Raw genomic sequence first — 25,376 nt, 5'->3', positions numbered from 1 at the left:
ACTAAATTTTAAGATCAATGATTGCACTCTGGTTATTTTCTTATAAACGCAGCATCTTTTGTCAAGGGGTCTGTTACATCTGATACATATCTTTCTACTTTCATATGCAAATCATATTTTTCTCTAAGTTCCGTAATACGGGTCATCATTGGAGAAGCGTGGTGTTTGTCTAATGCTTCCTGATCTGTCCAACTATCAATCAGCAGAACTGTTTCTTCATCGTCCATTGGAAAAAAGTATTCATAGCGACTATTCCCTTTTTCTGCACGAATCGCCTCTACAATTCCGCTGGCAATCATTTCTTTGGCAAATTCTCTTGCACGTCCATTTGTCCCACTATAATAAATATTTATAGTAATCGCCATCTGTCTTCCCCCCCTAAATTTACTTGCCTTTTTACGTTCCCGACTGGAATTGAACCAGCGACCTACCGCTTAGGAGGCGGTTGCTCTATCCTACTGAGCTACGAGAACAATCTGTTTTAATTTTAGAAGTCTTCACTACATCTGTCAATAGACAAAAAGAAAGTATCCCGCATAAACAATTATGCGAGATACTTTCTTTCAGTGAAACACGTCGTTCTTTTATCTATTATTTTTTTTGCCGCCGATCAAGAATCATTTTTCCTAAATAATAAAGTCCTGTCGCAATAGCTATATATTGCCCAATTTTATTATTGCGTGCAACTTTTTCTTGTTTCGTTTTCGCCATTGTCCCCATCACCTTTCTAAAATAATTCTTTTTACATTTTTATTATAGTAGGTTCTGTCATTTTTTGCGAATAAACACACTTTTAAAAATAATCTTCTAAAATTGGCATGCCTTTGACTAAACGTTGGCCTAAACGTTGAGCTGTCGTTGCGTCTCCTTGCAAGCGTTCATAAAAAGATAACGTCTCTGCTGAACGATAGCCCAAGAATAGTTGCGTCCACGTTTGGATATCTGCTTTCAAAGCAGCAGTCCCTTCTTTTTCCACAGCACCTTTAGTCACTGTCGCTTTTCCTTGTTCGTCAATTATTATTGTCCAAATACCTTCATTCCATGGCCCATAGGAATCTTCAATCTCTAAAGAATACGTTTCTTTTTCTCCTGATTGAAATGGATACTTTTCCAGAAATGTTTGTAACTCAACGATTCGTGCCATCATGTAAGGTAAAATTTTTACAGAAGCTGCTGGCGTTGGCATTAAATCATTTAAATCTTTTCCAGCAAAACCATTAATCCAATGGAACGATTGAACGGAACCACTATGTGAGCCAATAAACCCAGCTAAAGCTTTAAAAGCTGTATTAGTTAAATAGTTCCATTCTACGATTTCAAAGGTGCCAGCAGCTATCCGATAAATCACATAGCCTTCTGCTTTCCCTTCTGACGAATAATAAATCGCTTGATTATTTGGTTTACTGGCACGATTCAGCGTATAATCCAGCCACCAAGTTTCACGGATCACACCACCAGAGTGCGCTCTTTGATTTTCAAGGTATACGTCTTTAATGACCTCTTTACCGTCAGCCCAAGAAACTCGTTTAATGGTACCCGGAACTCGTTTAACACGTGGCCAGTCTTCCGTTTTAATTGTATACTCTGCTTGTTCAAATGTTTGTTCATAACCATATTGACGATAAAATGGATATGAAAACGGTGCTAAGTAAGAAAGGGCAACCTTTTGTTTCGCTAAATCAGCCAACATTTCTTTCATAATAGCAGAGATGCCGCCTTCACCACGATATTCTGGATAAGAAGCCACATAGCCAATTCCAGCCATGGGATAGCGGACACCATGGAAATTCACTTGAAAAGGTGTCGCCATCACTTGACTTGTTAATTGCTCATCAATTAGGAAGCCATAGCTTTGCGTATGTGACAACAATTTTTCAAAACGTTCTTGGCGTTCCGCCGTGGGTTCCTGATTAAAAGCATAGATGACAAGATCAAACATCTCTTTCATTTCTTCTTTGCCCATTTTTTTGACTCTTCTAGTTGTCATTTTCTTTCCTCCTCGCACATTGTATCAATTCATTTTATCACAGAAACATTTCTCTTTCTAAAAGCCGTTATTTGCTGTCATTTCTTTGAACCAACGACCGCTTTTCTTAATGGTCCGTTTCGCATCATCATCTAAATCCACAGCGATGAAGCCGTAACGATTTTTATAGGCATTAAGCCAAGACCAGTTATCCATACACGTCCACATATGATATCCTTGAACATTACTACCTTCTTGAATCGCTTGATGCACCCATTTCAAGTGATCTTGCACGAATTCAATCCGATAATCATCTTCAATGACTCCTTGTTCATTGACAAAGCGTTCTTCTCCTTCTACGCCCATGCCATTTTCTGAAATGTAGCAACGAATGTTGCCATAATTTTCTTTTAAATTCATTAATGTATCATAAATGCCTTTTTCGTAGATTTCCCAGCCACGGTAAGGATTCATTTTTTTGCCAGGCATATCGTAGACATCATAAAAATCTTCTGGAAGTAAGCCTTCTGGTCGTGTTTCAACAGGTGTTTCTTTTGCTTTGGCACGACGTGGTTGATAGTAGTTTACTCCTAATAAGTCCACAGTATTTTCAGCAATTATTGCTAAATCTTCTGGCGTTGTTTCTGGCAACAAGTCATTTGCTTTCGCCCAAGCAACCATATCTTCTGGAAAATGACCTTTAACAGCCGGGTCTAAAAACGAACGGTTAAAGAAACCATCGACAAATTTAGCCGCATTTACATCGGCTTCGTTGTGCTCATCACGAGGATAAGTCGGCGTTAAGTTTAAAATAATGCCAATTTCACCTGATAAGTTCATAGAGTGATAGACGGCAATCGCTTTGGCACTAGCTAAAGCTTCATGATAGAGTACTTGAATCCCTTCTTTTAGATTCACTTTATCAGGATAATGCCAGCCATAGAGATAACCACCTTCAACTGGTACAATTGGTTCATTGTGCGTAAACCATTTTTTCACGCGATCGCCAAACAATTCAAAACAGGTTTTGGCAAAGTCGACATACAAATCAACCACTTCACGGCTTTCCCAACCGCCTTTTTCTTGAAGTACCATCGGCATATCAAAATGATACAAGTTCATAAAGGGTTCAATCCCGTGTTCTAATAAATCATCAATCACTTGATTATAAAAATCAACTGCTGTTTGATTGACTTTCCCTGTTGTAGGATCTGGAATTAAACGGCTCCATTGAATGGATGTTCGAAAAGAGTTATGTCCCGTTTCTTTCATTAACTGAATATCTTCTTGGTATTTTTTATAAAATTGTGAGGTCTTATCTGGACCGACTTGTTGAAAGAATTTTTCTGGCGCTTCTTGATACCAAAAATCCCAAATGTTTTGACCTTTACCATCACCTTCAAAAACGCCTTCTGTTTGAGGACCGCTGGCTGCAGACCCCCACCAAAAATTTTCTGGAAATTGATATTTCATGTTGTTTGCTCCTTTACGATTTAATCATTAAAAAAAGGATTGAACCCTCCGTAAGAGTCCGGACGATTCAATCCTTCGATTTTTTACTCAGCTGCTTCTGCGGCTGTTTCTTGTTTCAAGTATTGATCTGTTGCTACTTTTACGAAAGGCATGTAGATCAAAATAGAAATCAATAAGTTAACAGCTGCTAAAACTCCGCCGGCGATACTCTTCGTTGCTAAAAATCCGCCAATAATTGGTGGTGTTACCCAAGGTGGCATAAAGGTTGCAGCTGGCACTAAACCAGTTGCTGTCGCCACATACGCAACAGTTACAAGAACCATTGGGACTAAAATAAATGGGATAAACATGATTGGGTTTAAAACAATTGGTAAACCGAACATGACTGGTTCATTAATATTAAATAGTCCTGGTGCTAAACTTAAGTTTGTAATGACTTTGTATGGTTTGTTACGACGACCTACGATAAAGATAGCAATTAACAGACCTAATGTTGCCCCTGTTCCACCTAAGTTTACAAATGAATCAAAGAAAGGTTTGTTTACAATATAAGGAATTGCTTTACCTGCTTCTAAAGCTTTAATGTTCGCATCAATCGCTGGTACGTTGATTGTTTGCATTAATGGGTCAACCATGTTGGCACCATGTAAACCAAAGAACCACAAGAATGGTGTAATGAAAGCTAACAATAATGCTGATGGGTAGCTGTTTGCAAGTCCCATAAATGGTTGTTGAACTGCTTCGTAGAATGAAATAACGATATTGTCAATTCCTAAAGCAAATAGAATTGATGTGATTAAACTAAATAAACTGATTGTAATCATTGCTGGTAATAATGCCGCAAATGATTTTGCTACTGCTGGTGGTACACCATCAGGCATTTTGATAACTAATTTAGGATTGCCAGATAAACGTTGGAATAGTTCTCCTGAAATAAGTGCAATAATCAAAGCAATAAATAATCCAGTTGCGCCCATACCTTCTAAGCCGCCAACTGCGAAGAATGAAGCTACAGAAACTGTACCGGCTGCAATGCCGTCTTTTCCATAAGATTTAACTAAATTGTGTGCTACTAAAAAGGCTACTAAAACGGCAAAGATTGCGAATGTACCGTTCCAAATGTTACCACCAAAGCTTTTCCAAATTGGTGCATCGTTATACATCATTGGGAAAATTTTGTTTAAAAAGTCCTCATATCCTGGAATTGGAATATTATTAATTAATACCGCCAAAGCCCCTAAAATCATTAATGGCATCGTTACGACAAACGCGTCACGAATTGCTACCAAGTGCCGTTGCGCTGCGATTACTGACGCTTTCGGCATAAAGTGTTTCTCCATCCATTGAACAAATCCGTCCATTGTTATTCCTCCTAATTAACGCTTTCTCAAGCGCGTTTTTCTTATAAGACGCATTGACAACGAGATTACTCGTTATCAATACGGCGATAAAGATCGATAATTTCTTTTGCTAAATCTGTAAATGCAATCGCAGTCATTAAATGATCTTGACTGTGCACTGTTAACAATGTTACTTGCATGTTATTGCCTTTTGCTTCTTCTGTTAACATTCCTGTTTGCGAATGATGTGCATGTACAAGTGATTCTTCTGCATCTGCAATTTTTTTGTCTGCTAATTCAAAATCCCCCGATTTTGCTGCGGCAATCGCTTCCATTGCATCGCTTTTAGCATTTCCGCCATACATGATTAAACCCATGATTGCTTCTAAGTTCTGTTGTCCGTCCATTACCTCTACCCCATTTTCTGCTCTAGTTTGATGATCCCATTAATGAAATTGCTTGATCTAAAACTTTTTCGCCATTCATCATGCCATAGTCCGCCATGTTAATTACATCTAAAGGAATCCCTTTTGGTTGTAATTTTTGTTCAAATTGCCCTTTCATGAAACGAACTTGTGGGCCTAATAATAAAACATTTACCTCTTTATTTTCCAAGTTTGTATCTGCTTCAGAAGCCGATACTGCAAAGATGTCTGCTTCCATACCACGATCTTCTGCTGCTTTTTGCATTTTTGTTACTAATAAACTTGTGCTCATTCCTGCGGAACAAACTAACATAATTGTTTTTTTTGCCATTTTCCTTCATCTCCTAAATTCTCTTTGTTTTGCTTTACACCTTTATATAAGCAAGAAGCGTGCCAAGTTTTAACATATTAAAAACCTTGATATGACAACATTTCTTGATATAGAAAGCGTGTACACACTAAAAATAAAACGATTACACACAGCTTTTTTGTGTGCGTTTCCAAAATAATAGGGCAACAAAAGAAAGTGAGCGATAAGTCGAAACGACTCATCGCTCACTTTCTAAAGCTGAAGAGAATCAACTGGACAAAAGCCGCTTTTTCCCTTTAAGCAGTTTCCATCATTTTAAGCATTTTATAAAACTGTTTCTTTTTAAAATAACTTAAAAAGATACCTAATACTGCGTCATTCAGTTTTTGTAACGCCCCATAAGAAACCATTGTTTCTGTATAACGCAGTTCACAGCTTTTTTCATCAATTGGCTGGAGCTCATACCGCACCGAGAAATCATTTTTAGTTGTGGATGTTCGAAATTGATAGGTCTTATTTTCTACAGCTTCTTCAATAACTATTTTCGCGCGACTATTTTTACTATATTCTTTGATATATTCAAACTTACGTAACTGCTTTCTTGTAAGAGTTTTGCCTGTTTGCTTACGGATATCAAAAATAACAGAATTCATTAATTGCGTGTAAAATTCATCTGCTGAAATAGTTAATGTTTTCGTAATTTCCATTACCGTTTCACCTCATCCTTTGTCGCCTCTTCTTCAGCAACTTTTTTTCCTTTAAAAAACAGGTAACCACCAAGTCCAATGAAAAAAATCCCCGTTGTCAGACTTAATAAATCATAGTTTAAGGAGCTGGGATTCAACGAATACAAAACAATCAAGAAGCCAATACTACATAAAAATAATCCATTTCTAATCATTTTCATCCATCCTATCTTTTTAGACTACCGTTGCTTGGAAGTATAAAACGCCACCCCAAGGTTGTTCCTTAATCAGCTGTTTTGCAACTTGTGCAGCAGTTTCAGGGTCTCCTTCAACTTCAAAAAATAACTTAATACCATTCTTTTCTTTAAAAGTAAATGTTTCATTTTCCCCTTGATATGCCTCTAATAAAGTAATAATTTCCTCTTGCTTCATTGCGCTTGCAATCGAAATCATGCCGCTCGCTCCTTTCTATACAAGTAATTGCTGTTTTTATTGCCTATTGCTCACTTTCGCCTAATGCAGGATCCATTTTGTTAGCAGCGATAACAAACGGTGTCCAAATCAAGAAAGTGACTACCATACATACCAACGCTACGATTGGTGCGCGCCAGTCGGCACCTGTCGCTAAGAAAGATAATAGCAACGGCGGTGTCACCCATGCGACTTGTTGAGAAACTGGGGCGACTAGCCCAAGATACGTTGCAACCCAGCCAATTGTAGTAGCAACTAATGGCGCAATTACAAATGGAATAAACATAATTGGATTCAGAACAACTGGTAAACCAAACATAATCGGTTCATTGATATTAAAGATCCCAGGTCCTAATGATAATTTACCGACTGTTAAATAATCTGCTCGTTTGGAGAATAACAAGATTGCAATAATTAGGACAATTGTACCGCCTGAACCACCAAACCAAGCAAAAGCATCAAACGAACCACGGACCCACATGTAGGCTTTACCGTCGTCAATAGCGGCTAAAACCGCAGCTGTTCCTGTTTTTCCTTCATAACCTTTTTGGAAAATATCAATATTGATTAATTGTGCTTGTCCCCAAATTCCTTCAAGAACTGGTGCCAAAACGTTTGGACCGTGAATACCAAAGAACCAGAAAATTTGAACAAAAACCGTTACAATTAACACAGCTCCTAGTCCTTGTGATAACCCAAGAAACGGTTCCGCGATATATTTTTGAATTAAGTCAATTAATAATTGACCGCCTGAAAGTTTTGACACCGTAAAGTTAATAATTGCTACGACATACAACGCGATTGTTGCTGGTAAAATTGCCGCAAACGCTTTTGAAACTGCTGGCGGAACAGAATCAGGCATTTTTATTGTTAAATCCGCTTGCATTAATTTACAAAAAATAATGGTTGATAAAGCGCCCATAATCATCACTGTAAAGAAAGCGTTACCATTTAAATGATTGAGATTTAACCAACCCCATGGATTGACAGTCAATTGATTATTAGCAATTGATGCACCAATTTCTGCCCCATTAATTGCGTTGGCAATATTTTCTGGCACTTTTACAGCTAATTCAGCTGTGTTATTTGGTGCAAAAGCAACACCTGAAATTAAGGTAGCTAAACTGACAATCCCACCAGCTAGCTCATTCACATTGTATGCTTTCGCTAAGTTATAGCCCCAAGAAAAAGCGAAAATCAAACCAGCGATAGCCAATGTACCATTCCAAACAAAACCATTAATCCCAATGATGACATTCAATACTGCAAAAATACCTTTGTCTGCTTCCAAACTTGCCGCATAAGTTGAGACAAACTCTTGGGGAAGATCTCGAATAATTGCGTTAATCATTACGGCGACTGATCCAGCCATTGTCGCAGGTAATGTACCAATAAAAGCATCCCTTAGTGCCACCAGATGTTTCTGTGCACCAATTTTTGCGGCAGTTGGTAAGATATATTTTTCCATCCATGCCATTAATCCGTTCATTTTTATTCCTCCTGTATCCATTTATATTTATTAAAAAGGCAGTAGCCTCATTAAACGAATGAATCGAGCGTACAAAATAAAACCTTTGGTAACATGCACTATCCTTGTTTGCTATTCACTTTTCTTAAACGTTTTAATTCCTTATCCCATTAATGAGATTGCTTGATCTAAAACTTTTTCGCCATTCATCATGCCATAATCTGCCATGTTAATGACATCTAAAGGAATCCCTTTTGGTTGTAATTTTTGTTCAAATTGCCCTTTCATGAAACGAACTTGTGGACCTAAAAGTAAAACATTCACCTCTTTATTTTCCAAGTTTGTATCTGCTTCAGAAGCCGATACTGCAAAGATGTCTGCTTCCATGCCACGATCTTCTGCTGCTTTTTGCATTTTTGTTACTAATAAACTTGTGCTCATTCCCGCGGAACAAACTAACATAATTGTTTTTTTTGCCATTTTTTCTTCATCTCCTTAAAAGTTATGACGTTATACACTTTATTTATAGCAATAATTGTGCCAAGTTTTTTCCTCATTAAAATACTGATATAACAGCTTTTGTCATCGAAAAAAGCGTGCACACACTAAAAGAAAACGCTTACACACATGAAATTGTGTGTAACTTACAAAAAGAAAACATCAAGAAAAAAGAGAGCGTTTTCTCATTTCTTGATGTTTTTTTATTTATTATTGTTTACTTTTAATTTCATTTTCTAAAAACATTTGGGTAACATGCGCAACTTCTGCTTCCGGGATCGTCACACGATACGCCCGTTCAATTAACATAAAATTCGTGCGTACGACATCGATTTCTAAACGATGTGTTTTAACATATTCCGCTAAGTTTGGAAAAGTTCTTGCTTCTTCTCCTTTAATTAAAGCATCTACCAGAAAAGCCAAATGAATCATGATTCCGGCATCCACCCCTGGTTCAACAATAATATGCATGTCTGTTTGTATTTGATGAACTGTTTTTTGTAACATGAGAATTAATTTTTGTAAGGAGTCCACAGAAGTAATGACGCCACTTAGTGAATGAACAATTGTATCAATTGCCACTTCATCACTAGCAATCCGTTTCAATACATTTAATTTTTCATCATCAAAAATATCATAGACGGAAAAGAAGGGAATATTTTGATATTCAACATCCACAGTTCCCGCAATGGCCTTAATTTCATATTCTTCCATCAAGTTGTCGATATGCTTTTTAAACGTTTCTCGTTCAATAAATTGCATTTGAATCAGTTCCACTTTTGTTTCATCAATAACTGGTAAGATTCGTTGGTATAGTTTTGCGGCGACCCCTTCTCCTGTAAAGCACGTCACGATTACTGCTTTTTTTACGTTTTGACGTTTTTGCAGACTAGAGCGAAATTGTTCTCTCACAACGCTTTCAAAAGAAAGTTGAATATTTTGGTAAATGTCCTCTAAACTTCGTCCCACGCTTGCCATTCGAATAGCTTCTAAGACAATCATTGTGCTCGCCATTGTAATCGCCTTCGTTCGGATACCTGTTTCTTCAAACAACATATTTCCAAACGAATTTAATGAACCCATATCCGTCAGTAATAAAATCCCATTGTTTAACGATTCTTTTTGCGTAATTACTTGGTTTCGTAATTGTTCATACATTGTTTGAACTTCCATCGTTAACGGCATATTCATCGCTGTTCCGATTGACGTTCCTAAAAGTTCTTGGGCGGTTTTCAACATACTTGAGGCAGTAGAATCCCCATGCATTAAGACGAACACACCAACATTATTTTCTGGAGTTCTTTCTTCTTTACCGACATTAATAGATAAAAACATACTAATAAAGCCAATTTCATCGAAAGGAATCTCTATGTTGTTCTCTTCTTCAATAATAGAAGATAAATCTAAGGCTACTTGAAATTCTTTTTTCATATTTTTACGGACATTATTTAAATCAGGATGGACAATCACGTGACCTTCTTTGACACGTTCAATCGTACTTTGTAAATGAAGCGCAAAGGCAAAGCGCGCTGTTTCGTTGTACGTGTGTTCCAAACGCTCTTCTGCGATATCATAAAGACGATTCGTTAAGTCCCAAATAGCTTCTGGTAATAACTCCTTATGTAAAGAATGTTGGGTTAATTCTTCGACATAATTTTTAAAATACGCATTCATATCTTTAGAAATCAATTCTTCTAAATCAACATTTTCTAAGTCAGCTTCAGACAAGTCAGCGACTTTTTCTTCGATTTCATTGTAAACTTGCATGTCTCTAGCTGGATCTTGCGACCAAACAATTTTGTTGGTACCTGGCTGGAAAGATAAATAATTACTTTTACTATCGACAAATTGATCCAAGCGCTCAGGTACTTCTTTAATTTTTAATAATCCTTTTTGGACAGGTAACGACAAATCCCGTTTACGGATAACCAAATGTTCTAAATTGTGCGTCCGATAATAAAGAAATGACTTAGCACAAACTAATTTTAAGTCCCGCTTCACCTGACCAATATTTCCTTCTGCATCGTATAACATAAAAGCCAAAACTGCTTCGCGTTCGATATCAATTTGTTGGCCCAAACGTGTTGCCTCTTGCTGAATAAATAACGAAATGATGGCATAACGCTCATCTAGCGTCCGTGCATCTAAAGATGGTAATGTAATCGACATCGGAATCCGCCGATTAAAAGTGGTTAAAAAGTTTTCTGAGGATTCCGTTGTCGCACCAATAATTTGAACAGAGGCTTCATAGGTTTGACCACTTTCTCCTAATGGACGGTACACGCCTTTATCAATAAACGTAAAGAGCATTTCTTGACCTTCTGGCGGTAAGCGATGAATTTCATCTAAAAAGAGAATCCCGCCATCTGCTTTTGCCATTAAGCCTGGACTATCTTCATTCGCACCAGTATAGGCGCCTTTTTTTACGCCAAAGATATGACCAAATAATAATTGTGGGTTTTGTGCATAATCAGCACAATTAAAAGAGACAAAAGGGGCATCTTCATCTAAGGTTTTTGAATCAATGGCAAAACGGTACATACATTCAGCAAAAAGAGATTTCCCTGTTCCTGTTTTCCCAAAAATAATCGTATGCAAACCTCTTGGTGGATATAAAATAGCCGCCTTGGCCTGCTGAATACTCACTTTTAAAGAATCATTGGCACCTACTAATGTGTCAAAACTAACAGAGGTAGACTCATCTACATGGACTTGTTCTCCTTCATTGATTGTTGGCACTGAATAGATAACAGGACGTCCAGTACTTCTAGTAATTTTCTTTTCTTTGAATAATTCATTTAAATAACGGCTGGCATTACTGCGATCAATCATTAACTGTTCTGCTACCGCTCCTGCCGTTAAGCCAGTTTCATTTTTTTGAAGTAACGCTAAGATTTCTTCCTTCCGAGATTTCATGGAATCCTCCTCGATACAACGTTCTGCTTGAAGCTCGTAAAGCGTTATTTCTTCGCTTTACGAGCTCCTTTGTTTTTCGTGTTTTTCTTTTTGTTTTTCTTCTTTTTGCGTGTTTCTTGTGGTTCTTTGACAACAGAATTTACTGTTTCTGGTTTTCTTTCTTTCGTACTCTTTTTTTCTGAATACGTATCTTTGGCTACGTTCTTTTTTTCTAGTTCATCTTTGGCTTTTGGCTGCTCATGAAGTGCACCATCATATAAAAAGATTTCCTGACAAGGAATGGCCAATTGTTTCATCAAACGTTGATAATCCCTTTTGGTGCCATCGTTGATAAACGTAATCACTGCCCCTTGTGCACCCATCCGGCCAACGCGACCAGAACGATGAATATAGCTCTCTTCGGTTAAAGGAACATCTACGTTTACGACGTAAGGGACCCCTGTGAAATCTAAGCCCCGTGCCGCAATATCCGTGGTTAATAACAACTTCACTCGTTCTGCTTTAAATTGATCGATCGCCAATTTACGCAACTGTTTACTTTGATCTGAAGCCAGACCAATAGCTGGCACATTCTCATAAACTAATTTTTCTTCTGCTGCACCTAAATCAGCAACTTGATTGAAAAAGACCATGCTTCTGAATGCTTCTGTATGGGCCAAACGACGTAAGTAATCAGCTTTTTTTCTTGGTGCTAACCGAATAAAGTAGTGGGCGACTTGACCTGCTGAAGTATCTTCTTCCGTCACATCAATCACCTGTAATTTTTGGCTTAAAGATTGCGCTTGATTCACGACACGATCAGCAGTCGCTGAATAAAAAACAAGTTGGTATTCGGTTGGTGTGTGTGTCAAAATTTGCTTGGTTAAACTTAGCTCTTCCTCTTGGAAAAGTTGATCAACTTCATCCATTACGATTGTTTTTAACAACTGAGCTTTGACTTTTTTATTCTTCATTAACTCTAAAATCCGACCTGGTGTTCCGATTAACACTTCGGGACGTTTTTTTAACTTGTCAATCTGGCGTGAAACATTTGCCCCGCCGATTAACGTTTGAACCGTTAATTGAAGTGGCTTAGCCCAAGTCCGAGCAACTTCAGCAATTTGCATAGCTAATTCTTGAGACGGAGCAATAATCAACAATTGATTTCCCTGTCCTTTTTCAACAGTTAAGAGTAAAGGCAGCATGTAAGCAAGTGTTTTTCCAGTTCCTGTCGGCGAAATTCCTAAAACATTTTCTCCTTCGCGAAGGGGCGTAAAACTTTTTTCTTGAATTGTTGATGGTTCGTTAAAGCCAGAAGCTTGCCACTGTTCTTGCCAAGCCTCTGGAAGTTGTTCTAAAAATCTCATATTGTTCCTTTCCTATCGCTTAATTCTTATTTATCAGCATCAAAAATAATGCCGGCACTATGACGTAAATCAGTGACTACTTTATTGACATTTCGAGCAAGCTCAACCCATTCTTCATACTTGGTGCCCCAATACTTATCTGTTGGGTTATTTAAAACTGCTGCAAAATCACGGGCTTCTTCAATCATTGGATTATCGGCTACTTGAATATCTAAGACATCACGTTCTTCATGTGCGCGATCATGGTACTCAGCCGAAGAAATAGCATTGACACTATCTAAAATCAAGGTCCCGTTTTCAAAGTAAATTTCGGATGGCGCAAAAGAATCACTAATTTTCCCAGTGCTTAACGTCACATCAAACTGATCATAACGTAAAATAATTGTTCCTAAGCCATCGACACCTGTCGCAATTTTACTAGCAAAATAATGGCTTTCGTTTGGTACGCCAAACCAGCCTAAGGCTGCATAAACTAAATAAACGCCTAAATCTGCTAAGGCTCCCCCAGAAAAATGAGGAGAAAAAATATTTGGCTCTTTGCCTTCTAATACTTGATCATAGCGAGAAGAATATTTCATATACGTAAAATTCGCACCTAAAATTTGGTTTTTTAATGGCAATAATTCAGCAATTTTTTGGAAACTTTGCTCATGAATATTACGGGCCGCTTCAAAGAAATACACACGATTTTTATTCGCTAATTCAATAATTTCTGCCATCTCATCAGGCGTTGAAAAAGCTGGTTTTTCAACAATTACATTTTTTTTCGCTAAAATTGCTTGTTTCGCTTGTTCAAAATGTAATGAATTTGGTGAGGCAATATAAACCGTATCCATATGTGCAATACCAAAAAACGTCTCTAAATCAATTGCATATTCCACATCCCCATAGCGAGAACCAAATTCTTGTGCCGTTGCTAGTTTCCGAGAATAAACAGCCGTTAAATCATACGCACCCGTTTCTAAAGCTGCTGCAACAAATTGATGACTAATCCAATTGGTACCAATTACGCCTAAATGTATCATAATCAAAAACCTCCATTTTTTGTTTATTTACTCTCTTTATAATAGTAATCTCTCGTACAAAAGTCACGTAATTACCCTGCCTTAAAGCGCTAGGAGTTCTTCAAGTTATTTATTAGGATCATCAAATGCCTGTAATAAATCAAAGGTTACCTGTGACTTAAGTTCAATCGTTGCTGGTGTTACGTGGCAATTGTAAGCAAGGACTTGCACACCTTGATCAATTGCAGCACCCAGATTTTCAGCAAAGGCAGGTTGCATCTCTTGGTGAATCGTTGCTTGCTTAATTTCTTCAAATTGGACCACAAACAAAATGTAACAGCGGTAACCCGCTTTAGTTGCAGCTATTAGTTCAGTGACATGCTTCAAGCCACGAAGTGTTGGCGCGTCAGGAAAAGCACCGATGCCTTTATTTTCTAAAGTCATGCCTTTCACTTCGACAAAAGCTTGTTCGTCCGCATCCGTTTCCACTAGAAAATCAAATTTTGAATGTGCAAATCGTTGCTCACGTTTAACAGTTTGGATCGTACCAACTAAACCAGGAAGCACAATTTGACCATTTTTTAACGCTTCATTGACTAATGTATTCGGTACTTGGCTATCAATATTAATCCAAAAAGAACCTTTTTTTACTGCAATCAAATCGTAATCTGTTTTTCTTTTAGGCGATGGTTGATAACTAAGCGCCACAACAGCACCTGGTAAAAAAACTTCTTTCCCTCTGCCAGTATTTTTGACATGTGTGATTACTTCTTCATTCGTTTCCATTAAACGACAGTGTGCAATAAACCGATTGGGTCGTTCGATAAAATAAGCAAGTTGGACATTCGGGTACTTCATACACAGACTTCCTTTCTTACACACTATACCATAAAAAAACAAGGAAAAGTATAGACCAAAACCAACAATTTTACTATCTTGTGTCAATCATTAAATATTTGTCAATTCTCAGCGATTTAGTCGAATATTTTAGACAATTTCTATATAATAAAGGTAACGAAGACGAATAAATGAAAATGAAGGTTAGGAGGAATTTCTTTGAAAAAACATTGGACTTTCTTGGTTGGTGCATCTTTACTTACTGGATTAGCAGGCTCTATCCTCTGGAAAAAAAATAAACAGCTCCCTTCCCCACAGGAGCTTCAACACAACTATACTGGGCATTGGTGGTTTGTGGACGTGAAGAAAGCCACGCAACACACCTTAGAAATCACCTCATCTTTCAATGTTTTCATTGATGGCAAACAAACGCATGCCTTGCTTGTTGAATTAACCCCTAAACGCTTAGTTATCTTAGACAAGTTAGGTTACCATTTAATCATTCAATGTGAAAATGGTGTCCCTGCGACGCTTTACGATGAAGCCGACGACGAAACCTACACACTAGAACGGGCCATTTACAATTAATAAATCACCCACGACACATAAAATGAAGTATGTGCGGTGGGTGATTTATTTTTTTACATCCCTTGCAAAAGCATTCAGAAAGTTTTCTTACAACTTGAATATTATTAAATAGTCAAATGCGCCTTTTTCTGATAAACTTAGGATGATGTTTTTTTGAAAGGATGAGCCCCTATGACACCAAATCGCGAAGACTATTTAAAATTAATTTTTGAATTAGGTGGCGACGAAGTTAAAGTGAATAATAAACAAATTGTTTCTGGACTCGATGTTTCGGCAGCTTCGGTTAGTGAGATGATTTCAAAGTTAGTAAAAGAAGATTTGGTTGAGCATTCTCCTTATCAAGGGGTACAATTAACTGAAAAAGGCTTAAAAAAAGCGAGTACGTTAATTCGCAAACACCGAATCTGGGAAGTCTTTTTAGTAGAGCACTTAAATTACACTTGGAATGATGTGCACGAAGAGGCAGAAGTTTTAGAACATGTTACTTCACAGACGCTTGTGAACCGTTTAGCGGATTATTTAAATCATCCAGAATTTTGTCCACACGGTGGTGTTATTCCCGAAGATAATCAACCCATTCATGAGGAGAAACGCCAAACGTTAACAGACTACCCTGTTGGCACAAAAGTTCGGATTGCACGTGTCTTAGACGAAAAAGAATTACTGGATTATTTAGTTTCCATTGATTTAAATATTCAAGAAGAATATACGATTAAAGAAATTGCTGCATATGAAGGACCGATCACCATTTATAATGAAAACAAAGAATTATCCGTCAGCTTTAAAGCAGCAAACACAATTTTTGTTGAGCCGTTGATTAGAGAAAGTGAGGAAAACTAATGAATGAAAAAGTAGCATTATTTACTATTTTCGGGGGGACAGGTGATCTTGCCAAACGCAAATTGTATCCTTCCCTGTTCCGCTTATATAAAAAAGGATTATTAGCTGAGCGTTTTGCGGTGATTGGTACCGCACGTCGGGAATGGACAGACGAATACTATCGTGAAATCGTTCGTGAAACCATTCAAGACTTAAATCCCACGGCCGAAGAGGCAACTGAATTTTCTAGTCATTTCTATTACCAATCACATAATGTGAATGATACGGAACATTATAATACCTTAAAAGAATTATCTGATCGACTAAATGAACAATACCACTTAGAAGGCAATCACGTTTACTATTTAGCTATGGCCCCTCAATTCTTTGGAACCATTGTTAATCACTTGAAATCACAACATATTATTTCGGAAGAAGGCTTTGATCGTCTAATTATCGAAAAGCCATTTGGTTCTGATTATGAATCTGCCTACGAATTAAATGAAGAAATTCGTGCTGCATTTCCTGAACAAGATATTTTCCGAATTGACCATTACTTAGGCAAAGAAATGATCCAAAATATTTCAGCCATTCGTTTTGCCAATAATATTTTTGAATCACAATGGAACAATCGTTACATTGATAATGTCCAAATCACCTTCGCTGAAAGCTTAGGTGTCGAGGATCGTGGCGGCTATTACGACCACAGTGGCGCACTAAAAGATATGGTTCAAAATCATATTTTACAAGTCGTTGCATTGCTTTCTATGGAGCCTCCTGTTGCCTTTTCTGAAAAAGAAATTCGGACTGAAAAAGTAAAAGCTTTACGTGCCATCCGCCTTTATTCTGAAGAAGAAGCCCTTCAAAATTTCGTGCGTGGCCAATACGGCGAAGGTCAGCTAGCTGATCAAACATTTGCAGCCTATCGTGATGAACCGAATGTGGCAGAAACTTCATCTACTGAAACTTTTGTTGCTGGTAAATTTTTAATTGATAATTTCCGTTGGTCTGGCGTCCCTTTCTATGTTCGCACAGGTAAACGATTAACTGAAAAAGGTACACGCATTAACATCGTCTTTAAACAAGTACCTATTAATGTCTTTAAAGATGATACGTGTGAAGAATGCGATAAAACCGATTTACCACCGAATGTTTTAACTATCTATATCCAACCAACTGAAGGATTTTCATTAACCTTAAATGGAAAAGAAATCGGTCAAGGGTTCAATACAACTCCAGTGAAACTTGATTTCCGTCAAAGTGCTGAAATGACTGAAAATAGTCCAGAAGCATACGAAAAACTTCTATTAGACTGCCTAAATGGCGATAGTACAAACTTCTCTCATTGGGACGAAGTTGCCCAATCTTGGCGCATTGTTGACATTATTCGACATGCTTGGGATAAAACAGACGTTTCTTTCCCTAATTATGCCGCTGGCACAATGGGCCCGCAAGCTGCCTTCGACTTATTAGAAAAAGATGGCTTTACTTGGGAATGGCAACCAGATAACTGGTACCGTGACCGCGGTCAACTTGATCAATAAATAAGCCAAAAAAGATCCGCTAGTTAACGACTAGCGGATTTTTTTCCTTGTTTATTCGAATCCTTCAGCAACCGCTTCTGGATAATTTTCTTCAACAATGTGTGCACAACGGCCACAAAGTGTTGGTAATTTTTCATCTGAGCCGACATCTTGACGAACGGAACGACAACGGTCACACGTTTCGCCTTCTGCTTTTTCAACTAAAATAGCCATGTCTTCAAATTGAACAGCTTCACTAGGTGCTACTTCTTTTGATACTTCAAAGTCGGAAACAATTAGTAATTGAGCAATATCTGCATCAACAGCTGTCATTAATTGACGAATTTGTTCATTTGGATAAACGGTCACTTTAGCTTCTAACGATTTACCGATTAATTTAGAATGACGAGCTTCTTCCAACGCTTTTAAGACATTGTCACGGAAATCCATAAAGGCTGCCCATGTATCCATCAATTCTTCTTCATTAGTAAACGTTTCGTAACCTGGGAATTCAGCTAATTGCACATACTCTTCTTCTTCTTGTAAGAAACTCCAAATTTCTTCCGCTGTATGTGGAATAATTGGTGTCAATAATTTTGTTAATGAAACCAATGTTTGATAGAAAACAGTCTGCATACAACGACGTTGATAATCGTTTTCAGCTTCAATATAAACGACATCTTTCGCAAAGTCTAAATAGAAAGAAGATAAATCTACAGTTAAGAAGTTCATAACTGTCCGATAAATATGCATGAAATTATATTTTTCATAACCATTTTCACGGATTTCTTGAATGACTTGATTTAAACGAACCGTCATGTATTTATCTACAGAACGTAAATCAGCATAAGCTACAGTATGCTCAGCTGGATTAAAATCACTCGTATTCGCTAACAAGAAACGCATAGTATTACGGATTTTCCGGTACACTTCAGATACTTGGTTTAAGATATCCATTGAGACACGCACATCGGCTTCCGCGTCAACACTACTTACCCACAAGCGTAAGATATCTGCCCCCATTTGATTGATAACTTTTTCAGGTAAGATAGTATTGCCTAACGATTTACTCATCTTACGGCCTTCGCCATCGAGAACCATCCCTTGAGAAATGATTGATTTATAAGGCGCTACCCCATTGATAGCAACACTTGTTGTAATACTTGAGTTAAACCAACCACGATATTGGTCAGAACCTTCTAAATACATATCTGCTGGGAAAGTTAACTCTTCTCTTTCTCGTAAAACTCCTTCATGTGAAGAACCTGAGTCAAACCAAACGTCCATGATATCTGTTTCTTTGGTAAACTCGCCATTTGGTGAACCTGGATGTGTAAAGCCTGCTGGTAGTAACTCTTTTGCTTCACGCATAAACCAGATATTTGATCCATGTTCTGCAAATAAATTCGCTACATGTTCAATTGTTTCTGGCGTAATGATGGCTTCCCCATTTTCAGCATAGAAGATCGGTAATGGCACACCCCACGCTCTTTGGCGAGAGATTACCCAATCACCACGGTCACGAATCATATTATACAAACGTGTTTTTCCCCAAGGAATTAGCCAGTCAACTTTCTCAACTTCATCTAAAATATCTTGACGGAATTTAGAGATTGAAGCAAACCATTGTGGCGTTGCACGGTAAATAACTGGTTTTTTGGTACGCCAGTCATGTGGATAACTATGCGTAAAGAAATCTAATTTTAATAACGCGCCTTTTTCTTCTAATAACTCAGTAATCATTGGATTCGCTTTGTCATAGAAAATTCCTTCAAAACCAGGTGCTTCATCTGTAAAGACCCCACGGCTGTCAACAGGAGAAATAACAGGTAAATCATATTTACGGCTAACGATATAGTCATCTTCACCATGCCCTGGTGCGGTATGAACTAAGCCAGTCCCAGCATCTAGCGTCACGTGGTCGCCTAGCATAACAAGTGATGTTCGATCATAGAATGGATGTTGAGCTGTCATACGATCTAATTTTTCACCAGAAAATTCTCGCAAGACTTCTACTTCTTCCCAACCAACCGCTTCTTTAACTGTTGCTAATAAATCTTTAGCAATTACAAATTTACGACCGTCTGCCTTCACTTCAACATACGTAAAATCAGGATTAACTGAAATACCTAAGTTGGCTGGTAATGTCCAAGGGGTTGTCGTCCAGATGACGAAGGCTGTCTCGTTATCTAAAAGACCTTTACCATCGGCCACATTAAAAGCTACGTAAATAGAAGGTGATTTTACATCTTTGTATTCAATTTCTGCTTCTGCTAAAGAAGATTCACTTGAAGGAGACCAATAAATTGGTTTTAAGCCTTTATAAATATAGCCTTTTTCTGCCATCTTACCAAAAACACGAATTTCTGCTGCTTCATACTCTGGATCTAACGTAATATATGGATGTTCCCAATCGCCTGACACACCTAAACGTTTAAAATCGTTACGTTGTTTATCGACTTGTGATAAGGCATACTCTTTACATTTTTCGCGATACTCAGCGACAGTCATTTCTTTACGTTTAACCCCTTTATTGGTTAACACTTGCTCAATTGGTAAACCATGGGTATCCCAACCAGGCACATAAGGAGAACGGAAACCAGACATTGATTTTGAACGAATAATAATATCTTTACTGATTTTATTCAAAGAATGTCCTAAATGAATATTTCCGTTTGCATACGGAGGGCCATCATGTAAAACAAAGGTTGGTTTTCCTTCGTTTAATTTTTGACGTTGTTCATATAAGCCTTTTTCTTCCCAGTCTTTTTGCCATTCTGCTTCACGGTTTGGCAAGTTCCCACGCATTGGAAAAGCTGTTTTTCCTAATTGCAATGTTTCTTTCATTTTCATATGCATTTGCCTCGCTTTCATTTTATCGATTTAATTGTGTTAGTTCATACTAAAGATGAACGATAGCTGATAAAAGTAGATAAAAAAAGAGTACTCCATCCCAAGGGACGAAGTACTCGTGTTACCACCCAAATTCAAAGTAGAGTTGCCCCTACTTTCTCTGAAATTGATAACGGTAATTATCCGGCAGTTCCTACTCAAGTGTTCAGAACTGCATCTAGGATAGAGGATCTGTTTAATGCCAGTGTCTGTCAAACTTTCACTATCATTGACTCGCTGCTAAGAATAAACATTAAACGTTCTGTTCTATCTATTTTGATTCTTCTTCAATTGTTTCTTCAGTGACTTCAATTACAGGCTTTTTTTCTACTACAGCATCTGTGTTCTCTTCAGAGTTTACAACAGTTTCATTTTCGTTGTCAAGGTCTTGTTCATCAAGAATTTCCTTAACTGCTGTATGTTTGTCTCCGACATAACTAGAAAAAGGCTTTAAAATCTCTTCCCACTCTTCACTCTTTACTTGCTCTAATTGAGTTTCAAGCATTAAGCTTAAGCGTTGATGGAAGACACGTGTTTTCTTCTTCAAGTCTTCTGTTTCCCCAGCTAATTGACGGGCACGTTCAATTGCTTCTGCTAAGATTTGTGTTGATTTCGCTTCAGCATCTGCAATCATTGCATTTGATTTACGTTCAGCTTCTACCAAGGTTTCTTTGGCTTGGTTATCTGCCGAAGTGATAATCATTTCTGATTCTTTATTGGCACTTGATTTCACTTTATCAGCGGTATCTTGTGCAACAATAATTGATTGGTTCAATGCATCTTTCAATTCATTGAAGTATTGTAATTTTTCTTCTGCGTGTTTTAATGATTTCTCAAGTTCACGATTTTTTTGTAATGCATCTTCATAATCACGTGTGACTTGATCTAAAAAGTCATCTACATCGTCTTGGTTATAGCCTCTCATTTTTGTTGAGAAGTCTTTGTTTTGAATATCTAATGGAGTTAATGCCATATTCCTTCACCTCTTTGGATTATTTTTGTAAAACCCCTTATGAACACATTCTCATACTAATCCTGAAATAGCAAATATCTTACTTTTTTTATTATACACAACTTCGTCTGAATGAACAGCCAAAATGGTTTTCTTAAACAAAAGTTCGAGATTATTTTCTCAATACCCCTAAGAGGACACGAAATTTTTCTTTCTTTGTTTTTCCTTCTAATTCTTGAATCTGAAGGCGCCCAAATCCTCGTATCGAAACAATATCTAATAAGCCTAAAGCAAAATCTGGTCGTGTCGTTTCTGTCCAATTGACTTTTACTTTACCAGATTCGATCAATTGTTTTGATCGCTGCCTTGAAATATTAAATACGGCGGAAATCACACTATCCAGCCGCAAAGAGCTCATAGTCGTTCGCTCTTCTTGCCAACCATCCTTCGGTATCAAAATTTGTGTATAATCCCGTTCTTCTAAGCGAACAGTAATTTTACCAATTTTGTCGACTTGGTTAACAACGAAGCCAGCTACTTCTTGTGCTATAAAAACCTGCCACTTATCACCATCGGAAATAATATCTCCAAAGGCTTCCCTACGAACCCCAACATTCATCAAGGTGCCTAAAATTTTCCCATGAGATAATGTCGCAAATTTAGATGGATAAATAATTTCAAATAATACAACACCAAAATCTGTCTCTTCTGGTATGTAATACGCTGGATAAATCAAGCAGCGTTTTCGTTCTGCTTGCTCATAACCACCATAAAAAGTAAACGATAAATCACTGTTTTGTCGAATCAACGTTTCCAAAATATACGCCTGTCTAGGATCAAGAAAGTCTGTCAAATAAGGCGCGTATTGCATCTCTACTTGCTCTAGCCAATCCCCGACAGTGTCAATAAAAGGATGTTCATCTTTGCGGAAATGTTGATACACATTTGCGTTCATAGATAAATCATCCTTTCTAAAAGTTATTAATAAACAATAGCTCGTAAAATGACTGCTAAGCCACCCGCTGCTAGGTTAAGGATAATAATCCCTACCATTACGTTAAATCCAACCATTCCAATCCTTAAATTCAAACGGTCAAACAAACTTAAGTATGGTTCACAAATTCTAGAGAGCAAACGCCCGAAAGCAGAATCATATGCTCCTGGAAACCATGAAAGTAGCGCGTAAATCACTAGTAATCCTGAATAGATTTGAACGCCTTTGTATAATAGAGTAATCAGTGTTGCGATAATAACACCTCCCTAAGGCTTAGAAATCAAAGAATTGTTTGTTGGCTAAAGATTGTGCTGTCGCACTATCAATTTCCATATTCGCTGGTGTGCATAAGAAGATTTCATTGCCAACGCGCTGAATATCTCCGTCTAAAGCATACACAGTACCAGTTAAGAAATCAACGATGCGTCGTGCTTGGTCTTCTTCTACTAATGTAAAATTAACTAGCACAGCTTCTTCAGCAAATAAATGTTTCGCAATGCTCATTGCTTCTGAATACACACGTGGTTCAATAATAGTAATTTTATGTGTTTTTGCATTGGCGGTGCTTTCTTGTGCTCGTCTTGTATTCGTAGTCGCTGATTGATTAGAACTACGCATAGAAACCACTTTTTTCTCTGTGTAAGCAGCTTGTTGTGTGTCTCTTTCTTGATGCGCTTCAGCAGAACGATAGCGTGCAGAAGGTTTTTCAACTACAGGCTCACTTTGTTGTGTATAAGCTGGCTGACTGTAACTTTCCTGTTGTTGAACAGGGCGTTGTGGTTTAGGCCGAGCTGCACGACGCGGTGGTTCATTAACTGCTTTGCGCTCTTCATATTCTTCGTAGTTATCATAATAATCATCTTCTTCGCCAGATAAGCCAAAAAAGCTCGATAACGCATCCTTGTTAAAAATTGACATAAATTCCTCTCCTTTACGCATCTCTGAATAACGCTGTTCCGATTCGTATAAAAGTTGCACCTTCTTCAACTGCGATTGGGAAATCGTTACTCATTCCCATGCTAAGTTCTGTACAAGGAGCAAAAGATAAATGTTTCTCATTTACGGTCATTTGTAGCTCTTTTAATTCTCTAAATGTTGCATGTAATACTTCTTCACTTGCCCCAAAAGGTGCCATAGTCATTAGACCGACGATTTGAATTTTGTCCAAATCAGCAAGTTCTTGAATGAAAGGTAAGACGTCTTCTTTACGAAAGCCGTGCTTGCTTTCTTCCCCAGTTATATTCACCTCAACAAAACAACGAATAACTTTCGTTGCTCTTTTTTGAATTTCTTTGGCTAGACTCAGACTATCTAATGCATGAAAATAATCTATCTCATTAATAATTAATTTTACCTTCCTACGTTGTAAATTACCAATTAAATGCCACTGAATATCATTAAATTTTTCCAATCCAGCTTTCTTTTCTAGTAACTTATCTACTCGGTTTTCAGCTAAATTCTGGACACCAAGCTGAACAAGCTCTGCTGCTTCCTCAATTCCTACTGATTTAGTGACGCCAATCATTGTCACATCAGCAACAGAGCGCTGTGAGCTTTTGCATGCTAGCTGAAGTTGATTATTAATATTTGTTAAGTTTTCAGCTATCATTTCTAATCGATGCTCCTTATCGTTTTCTGCGGAAAAATGGTGGCGTACTTAATTCGTCATCATTGTGATTTGGTTCTTCACGGTGGAATGTGTCAAATTCTTTTTTGTCTACTTGTTCTAATGAAGATTCATCAACTTTTGGACGTGTATTTTGTTCTCTGCGAATATCCCAATCGCCAAAAGCACTTGCTTCTTCTTGTGATTTTGGTTGATCCATTTCCACAGATTGAGTTGTTTGTTGCATTGGTTGAACCGCTTGTCTTGTTTGACGGTGCGGTTTTCTATCCTTTTTTGATTCATCAATACCTGTAGCGATAACTGTTACACGAATTTCGTCGCCTAAATCTTCGTTGATTGATGTACCTAGGATGATGTTCACATCACCTGAAGCAGCATTTGTAACGATATCTGAAGCATCTTGTGCTTCAAACAAGGTCATGTCTAAGCCACCAGTAATGTTTAATAAGACTTGTTCCGCACCATCGATTGATGTTTCTAACAATGGTGAAGAAATAGCTTTTTTCGTTGCTTCAATTACGCGTTCTTCGCCGCTCGCTACACCAATCCCCATTAAAGCTGTTCCTTGGTTTTCCATCACTGTTTTCACGTCAGCAAAGTCCAAGTTTACGTAACCTGGTGCAGTGATTAAATCCGAAATCCCTTGAACACCTTGACGTAATACATTATCAGCTTCTCTAAATGCTTCAAGCATTGGCGTTTTCTTGTCAACGACTTCTAATAAGCGGTTGTTTGAGATAATTAATAGTGTATCAACGTTTTCTTTTAATAAGGCAATTCCTTCAGCGGCAAAACGACCACGTTTTGGACCTTCAAAACTAAATGGACGAGTTACTACACCAACTGTTAAAGCGCCTAATTCTTTAGCGATTTTTGCAACTACTGGGGCAGCACCTGTACCAGTTCCGCCACCCATACCAGCAGTAATGAAAATCATATCCGCGCCTTGTAATGATTCTGAAATCACTTGTTCACTTTCTTCTGCAGCTTTTTGGCCAACTTCAGGTTGTGAACCGGCACCTAAACCACGAGTGTATTTAGGGCCTAATTGAATCACTGTTTCTGCTTTTGAATGTTTTAATGCTTGAACGTCTGTATTGGCTGTGATAAATTCCACGCCTTTAACGTTTTCTTCGATCATACGGTTTACAGCGTTTCCGCCGCCGCCACCTACACCGATAACTTTAATGACTGCACCGTTGTTAATGTTATTGTCTAATGAAAATTCCATGATATCGTAT

The 25,376-nt window shown here is 37.8% G+C and carries 25 protein-coding genes and 1 tRNA gene; 3 read left to right on the top strand and 23 right to left on the bottom strand.

The window, feature by feature from the left end; all coding sequences use genetic code 11:
• Nucleotides 1-32 precede the first annotated feature (32 nt).
• The 16 genes from IGJ41_RS04135 to sfsA all read right to left on the bottom strand — a co-directional run bounded on the left by IGJ41_RS04135 (nucleotide 33) and on the right by sfsA (nucleotide 14,761).
• Nucleotides 33-365 carry a putative quinol monooxygenase gene (locus IGJ41_RS04135; RefSeq protein WP_002358903.1) on the bottom strand — a complete coding sequence of 111 codons (333 nt, stop codon included), beginning with the start codon at nucleotides 363-365 and terminating at the stop codon, nucleotides 33-35.
• Between the two features lie 34 nt (nucleotides 366-399).
• Nucleotides 400-473: transfer RNA gene (locus tag IGJ41_RS04130), tRNA-Arg, on the bottom strand.
• Between the two features lie 320 nt (nucleotides 474-793).
• On the bottom strand, nucleotides 794-1,987 hold the full coding sequence (locus IGJ41_RS04125) for a GNAT family N-acetyltransferase (RefSeq protein ID WP_252671984.1): 1,194 nt from the start codon (nucleotides 1,985-1,987) through the stop codon (nucleotides 794-796).
• 57 nt (nucleotides 1,988-2,044) lie between these two features.
• Complete coding sequence (locus IGJ41_RS04120) at nucleotides 2,045-3,439, bottom strand: glycoside hydrolase family 1 protein (protein WP_002355921.1); 1,395 nt, start codon at nucleotides 3,437-3,439, stop codon at nucleotides 2,045-2,047.
• Between the two features lie 83 nt (nucleotides 3,440-3,522).
• Nucleotides 3,523-4,800, bottom strand: coding sequence for a PTS sugar transporter subunit IIC (locus tag IGJ41_RS04115; protein WP_173963833.1), 1,278 nt, complete (start codon nucleotides 4,798-4,800; stop codon nucleotides 3,523-3,525).
• A 65-nt stretch (nucleotides 4,801-4,865) separates the two neighbouring features.
• Nucleotides 4,866-5,186: a PTS lactose/cellobiose transporter subunit IIA gene (locus tag IGJ41_RS04110; protein WP_002355919.1), complete on the bottom strand. Its 321-nt coding sequence runs from the start codon at nucleotides 5,184-5,186 to the stop codon at nucleotides 4,866-4,868.
• A gap of 22 nt (nucleotides 5,187-5,208) precedes the next feature.
• Nucleotides 5,209-5,535, bottom strand: a complete 327-nt coding sequence (locus IGJ41_RS04105) for a PTS sugar transporter subunit IIB (protein ID WP_002355918.1) — start codon at nucleotides 5,533-5,535, stop codon at nucleotides 5,209-5,211.
• Nucleotides 5,536-5,810: 275 nt separating this feature from the next.
• The gene (locus IGJ41_RS04100) at nucleotides 5,811-6,221 is read right to left on the bottom strand and encodes a DUF3284 domain-containing protein (RefSeq protein ID WP_002355917.1); all 411 of its coding nucleotides are present in this window, start codon (nucleotides 6,219-6,221) and stop codon (nucleotides 5,811-5,813) included.
• A complete protein-coding gene (locus IGJ41_RS04095; protein WP_002355916.1) occupies nucleotides 6,221-6,421 on the bottom strand; it encodes a DUF3188 domain-containing protein in 201 nt (66 codons plus the stop codon). The genes IGJ41_RS04100 and IGJ41_RS04095 overlap by 1 nt, the downstream gene beginning before the upstream one ends.
• A gap of 13 nt (nucleotides 6,422-6,434) precedes the next feature.
• Nucleotides 6,435-6,653 (bottom strand): hypothetical protein, encoded by a 219-nt coding sequence (locus IGJ41_RS04090; protein ID WP_002355915.1) that lies wholly within the window; start codon nucleotides 6,651-6,653, stop codon nucleotides 6,435-6,437.
• A gap of 43 nt (nucleotides 6,654-6,696) precedes the next feature.
• Entirely contained in the window at nucleotides 6,697-8,160 is a 1,464-nt protein-coding gene (locus tag IGJ41_RS04085) for a PTS sugar transporter subunit IIC (protein ID WP_010712192.1), read from the bottom strand.
• A gap of 141 nt (nucleotides 8,161-8,301) precedes the next feature.
• The gene (locus tag IGJ41_RS04080; protein ID WP_002355913.1) at nucleotides 8,302-8,619 is read right to left on the bottom strand and encodes a PTS sugar transporter subunit IIB; all 318 of its coding nucleotides are present in this window, start codon (nucleotides 8,617-8,619) and stop codon (nucleotides 8,302-8,304) included.
• Between the two features lie 228 nt (nucleotides 8,620-8,847).
• Nucleotides 8,848-11,553 carry a sigma 54-interacting transcriptional regulator gene (locus IGJ41_RS04075; RefSeq protein WP_438713920.1) on the bottom strand — a complete coding sequence of 902 codons (2,706 nt, stop codon included), beginning with the start codon at nucleotides 11,551-11,553 and terminating at the stop codon, nucleotides 8,848-8,850.
• Between the two features lie 44 nt (nucleotides 11,554-11,597).
• Nucleotides 11,598-12,899 (bottom strand): DEAD/DEAH box helicase, encoded by a 1,302-nt coding sequence (locus IGJ41_RS04070; protein ID WP_128705387.1) that lies wholly within the window; start codon nucleotides 12,897-12,899, stop codon nucleotides 11,598-11,600.
• Nucleotides 12,900-12,925: 26 nt separating this feature from the next.
• On the bottom strand, nucleotides 12,926-13,924 hold the full coding sequence (locus IGJ41_RS04065) for a Gfo/Idh/MocA family protein (protein ID WP_141417175.1): 999 nt from the start codon (nucleotides 13,922-13,924) through the stop codon (nucleotides 12,926-12,928).
• Between the two features lie 105 nt (nucleotides 13,925-14,029).
• A complete protein-coding gene (gene sfsA / locus IGJ41_RS04060) occupies nucleotides 14,030-14,761 on the bottom strand; it encodes a DNA/RNA nuclease SfsA (protein WP_128437540.1) in 732 nt (243 codons plus the stop codon).
• 198 nt (nucleotides 14,762-14,959) lie between these two features.
• On the opposite strand from sfsA, the gene IGJ41_RS04055 reads away from it, so the two are divergent.
• From IGJ41_RS04055 to zwf, 3 genes are all read left to right on the top strand, one after another.
• Nucleotides 14,960-15,328: a DUF4828 domain-containing protein gene (locus IGJ41_RS04055; RefSeq protein WP_002355908.1), complete on the top strand. Its 369-nt coding sequence runs from the start codon at nucleotides 14,960-14,962 to the stop codon at nucleotides 15,326-15,328.
• Between the two features lie 171 nt (nucleotides 15,329-15,499).
• The gene (locus IGJ41_RS04050; protein WP_002355907.1) at nucleotides 15,500-16,168 is read left to right on the top strand and encodes a metal-dependent transcriptional regulator; all 669 of its coding nucleotides are present in this window, start codon (nucleotides 15,500-15,502) and stop codon (nucleotides 16,166-16,168) included.
• On the top strand, nucleotides 16,168-17,691 hold the full coding sequence (gene zwf, locus IGJ41_RS04045) for a glucose-6-phosphate dehydrogenase (protein WP_002355906.1): 1,524 nt from the start codon (nucleotides 16,168-16,170) through the stop codon (nucleotides 17,689-17,691). Before IGJ41_RS04050 ends, zwf begins: the two co-directional genes overlap by 1 nt.
• 51 nt (nucleotides 17,692-17,742) lie before the next feature.
• Here the strand turns inward: zwf and ileS are convergent, their stop codons facing one another.
• From ileS to ftsZ, 7 genes are all read right to left on the bottom strand, one after another.
• Nucleotides 17,743-20,523: an isoleucine--tRNA ligase gene (ileS, locus tag IGJ41_RS04040; RefSeq protein WP_002387984.1), complete on the bottom strand. Its 2,781-nt coding sequence runs from the start codon at nucleotides 20,521-20,523 to the stop codon at nucleotides 17,743-17,745.
• Between the two features lie 310 nt (nucleotides 20,524-20,833).
• The gene (gene divIVA, locus IGJ41_RS04035) at nucleotides 20,834-21,535 is read right to left on the bottom strand and encodes a cell division protein DivIVA (protein WP_002355904.1); all 702 of its coding nucleotides are present in this window, start codon (nucleotides 21,533-21,535) and stop codon (nucleotides 20,834-20,836) included.
• Between the two features lie 151 nt (nucleotides 21,536-21,686).
• Nucleotides 21,687-22,469 (bottom strand): RNA-binding protein, encoded by a 783-nt coding sequence (locus tag IGJ41_RS04030; RefSeq protein ID WP_010710701.1) that lies wholly within the window; start codon nucleotides 22,467-22,469, stop codon nucleotides 21,687-21,689.
• 26 nt (nucleotides 22,470-22,495) lie between these two features.
• Nucleotides 22,496-22,753, bottom strand: coding sequence for a YggT family protein (locus tag IGJ41_RS04025; protein ID WP_173963839.1), 258 nt, complete (start codon nucleotides 22,751-22,753; stop codon nucleotides 22,496-22,498).
• Nucleotides 22,754-22,781: 28 nt separating this feature from the next.
• Nucleotides 22,782-23,426 carry a cell division protein SepF gene (locus IGJ41_RS04020; protein WP_002355901.1) on the bottom strand — a complete coding sequence of 215 codons (645 nt, stop codon included), beginning with the start codon at nucleotides 23,424-23,426 and terminating at the stop codon, nucleotides 22,782-22,784.
• A 13-nt stretch (nucleotides 23,427-23,439) separates the two neighbouring features.
• On the bottom strand, nucleotides 23,440-24,117 hold the full coding sequence (locus tag IGJ41_RS04015; RefSeq protein ID WP_002358890.1) for a YggS family pyridoxal phosphate-dependent enzyme: 678 nt from the start codon (nucleotides 24,115-24,117) through the stop codon (nucleotides 23,440-23,442).
• A 16-nt stretch (nucleotides 24,118-24,133) separates the two neighbouring features.
• Nucleotides 24,134-25,366: a cell division protein FtsZ gene (ftsZ, locus tag IGJ41_RS04010; protein ID WP_002355899.1), complete on the bottom strand. Its 1,233-nt coding sequence runs from the start codon at nucleotides 25,364-25,366 to the stop codon at nucleotides 24,134-24,136.
• Between the last annotated feature and the right edge of the window lie 10 nt (nucleotides 25,367-25,376).

Origin of the sequence: Enterococcus sp. DIV1537a (assembly GCF_051712085.1) — a bacterium.
GTDB classification, from domain to species: domain Bacteria; phylum Bacillota; class Bacilli; order Lactobacillales; family Enterococcaceae; genus Enterococcus; species Enterococcus faecalis.
Note: the sequence above shows the minus strand (reverse complement) of the source record. Positions and strands in the feature narration are given on the sequence as shown.

Coding starts and splice junctions, on each gene's coding strand:
- IGJ41_RS04070 (WP_128705387.1), bottom strand. CDS start 12,899: ATGAGATTTTTAGAACAACTTCCAGAGGCTTGGCAAGAACAGTGGCAA.
- IGJ41_RS04105 (WP_002355918.1), bottom strand. CDS start 5,535: ATGGCAAAAAAAACAATTATGTTAGTTTGTTCCGCAGGAATGAGCACA.
- divIVA (WP_002355904.1), bottom strand. CDS start 21,535: ATGGCATTAACTCCATTAGATATTCAAAACAAAGACTTCTCAACAAAA.
- IGJ41_RS04135 (WP_002358903.1), bottom strand. CDS start 365: ATGGCGATTACTATAAATATTTATTATAGTGGGACAAATGGACGTGCA.
- IGJ41_RS04085 (WP_010712192.1), bottom strand. CDS start 8,160: ATGAACGGATTAATGGCATGGATGGAAAAATATATCTTACCAACTGCC.
- zwf (WP_002355906.1), top strand. CDS start 16,168: ATGAATGAAAAAGTAGCATTATTTACTATTTTCGGGGGGACAGGTGAT.
- IGJ41_RS04120 (WP_002355921.1), bottom strand. CDS start 3,439: ATGAAATATCAATTTCCAGAAAATTTTTGGTGGGGGTCTGCAGCCAGC.
- IGJ41_RS04090 (WP_002355915.1), bottom strand. CDS start 6,653: ATGATTTCGATTGCAAGCGCAATGAAGCAAGAGGAAATTATTACTTTA.
- IGJ41_RS04075 (WP_438713920.1), bottom strand. CDS start 11,553: ATGAAATCTCGGAAGGAAGAAATCTTAGCGTTACTTCAAAAAAATGAA.
- IGJ41_RS04110 (WP_002355919.1), bottom strand. CDS start 5,186: ATGGACGGACAACAGAACTTAGAAGCAATCATGGGTTTAATCATGTAT.
- IGJ41_RS04015 (WP_002358890.1), bottom strand. CDS start 24,117: ATGATAGCTGAAAACTTAACAAATATTAATAATCAACTTCAGCTAGCA.
- IGJ41_RS04080 (WP_002355913.1), bottom strand. CDS start 8,619: ATGGCAAAAAAAACAATTATGTTAGTTTGTTCCGCGGGAATGAGCACA.
- IGJ41_RS04125 (WP_252671984.1), bottom strand. CDS start 1,987: ATGACAACTAGAAGAGTCAAAAAAATGGGCAAAGAAGAAATGAAAGAG.
- IGJ41_RS04020 (WP_002355901.1), bottom strand. CDS start 23,426: ATGTCAATTTTTAACAAGGATGCGTTATCGAGCTTTTTTGGCTTATCT.
- ileS (WP_002387984.1), bottom strand. CDS start 20,523: ATGAAAATGAAAGAAACATTGCAATTAGGAAAAACAGCTTTTCCAATG.
- ftsZ (WP_002355899.1), bottom strand. CDS start 25,366: ATGGAATTTTCATTAGACAATAACATTAACAACGGTGCAGTCATTAAA.
- IGJ41_RS04030 (WP_010710701.1), bottom strand. CDS start 22,469: ATGAACGCAAATGTGTATCAACATTTCCGCAAAGATGAACATCCTTTT.
- IGJ41_RS04050 (WP_002355907.1), top strand. CDS start 15,500: ATGACACCAAATCGCGAAGACTATTTAAAATTAATTTTTGAATTAGGT.
- IGJ41_RS04115 (WP_173963833.1), bottom strand. CDS start 4,800: ATGGACGGATTTGTTCAATGGATGGAGAAACACTTTATGCCGAAAGCG.
- IGJ41_RS04065 (WP_141417175.1), bottom strand. CDS start 13,924: ATGATACATTTAGGCGTAATTGGTACCAATTGGATTAGTCATCAATTT.
- sfsA (WP_128437540.1), bottom strand. CDS start 14,761: ATGAAGTACCCGAATGTCCAACTTGCTTATTTTATCGAACGACCCAAT.
- IGJ41_RS04095 (WP_002355916.1), bottom strand. CDS start 6,421: ATGAAAATGATTAGAAATGGATTATTTTTATGTAGTATTGGCTTCTTG.
- IGJ41_RS04100 (WP_002355917.1), bottom strand. CDS start 6,221: ATGGAAATTACGAAAACATTAACTATTTCAGCAGATGAATTTTACACG.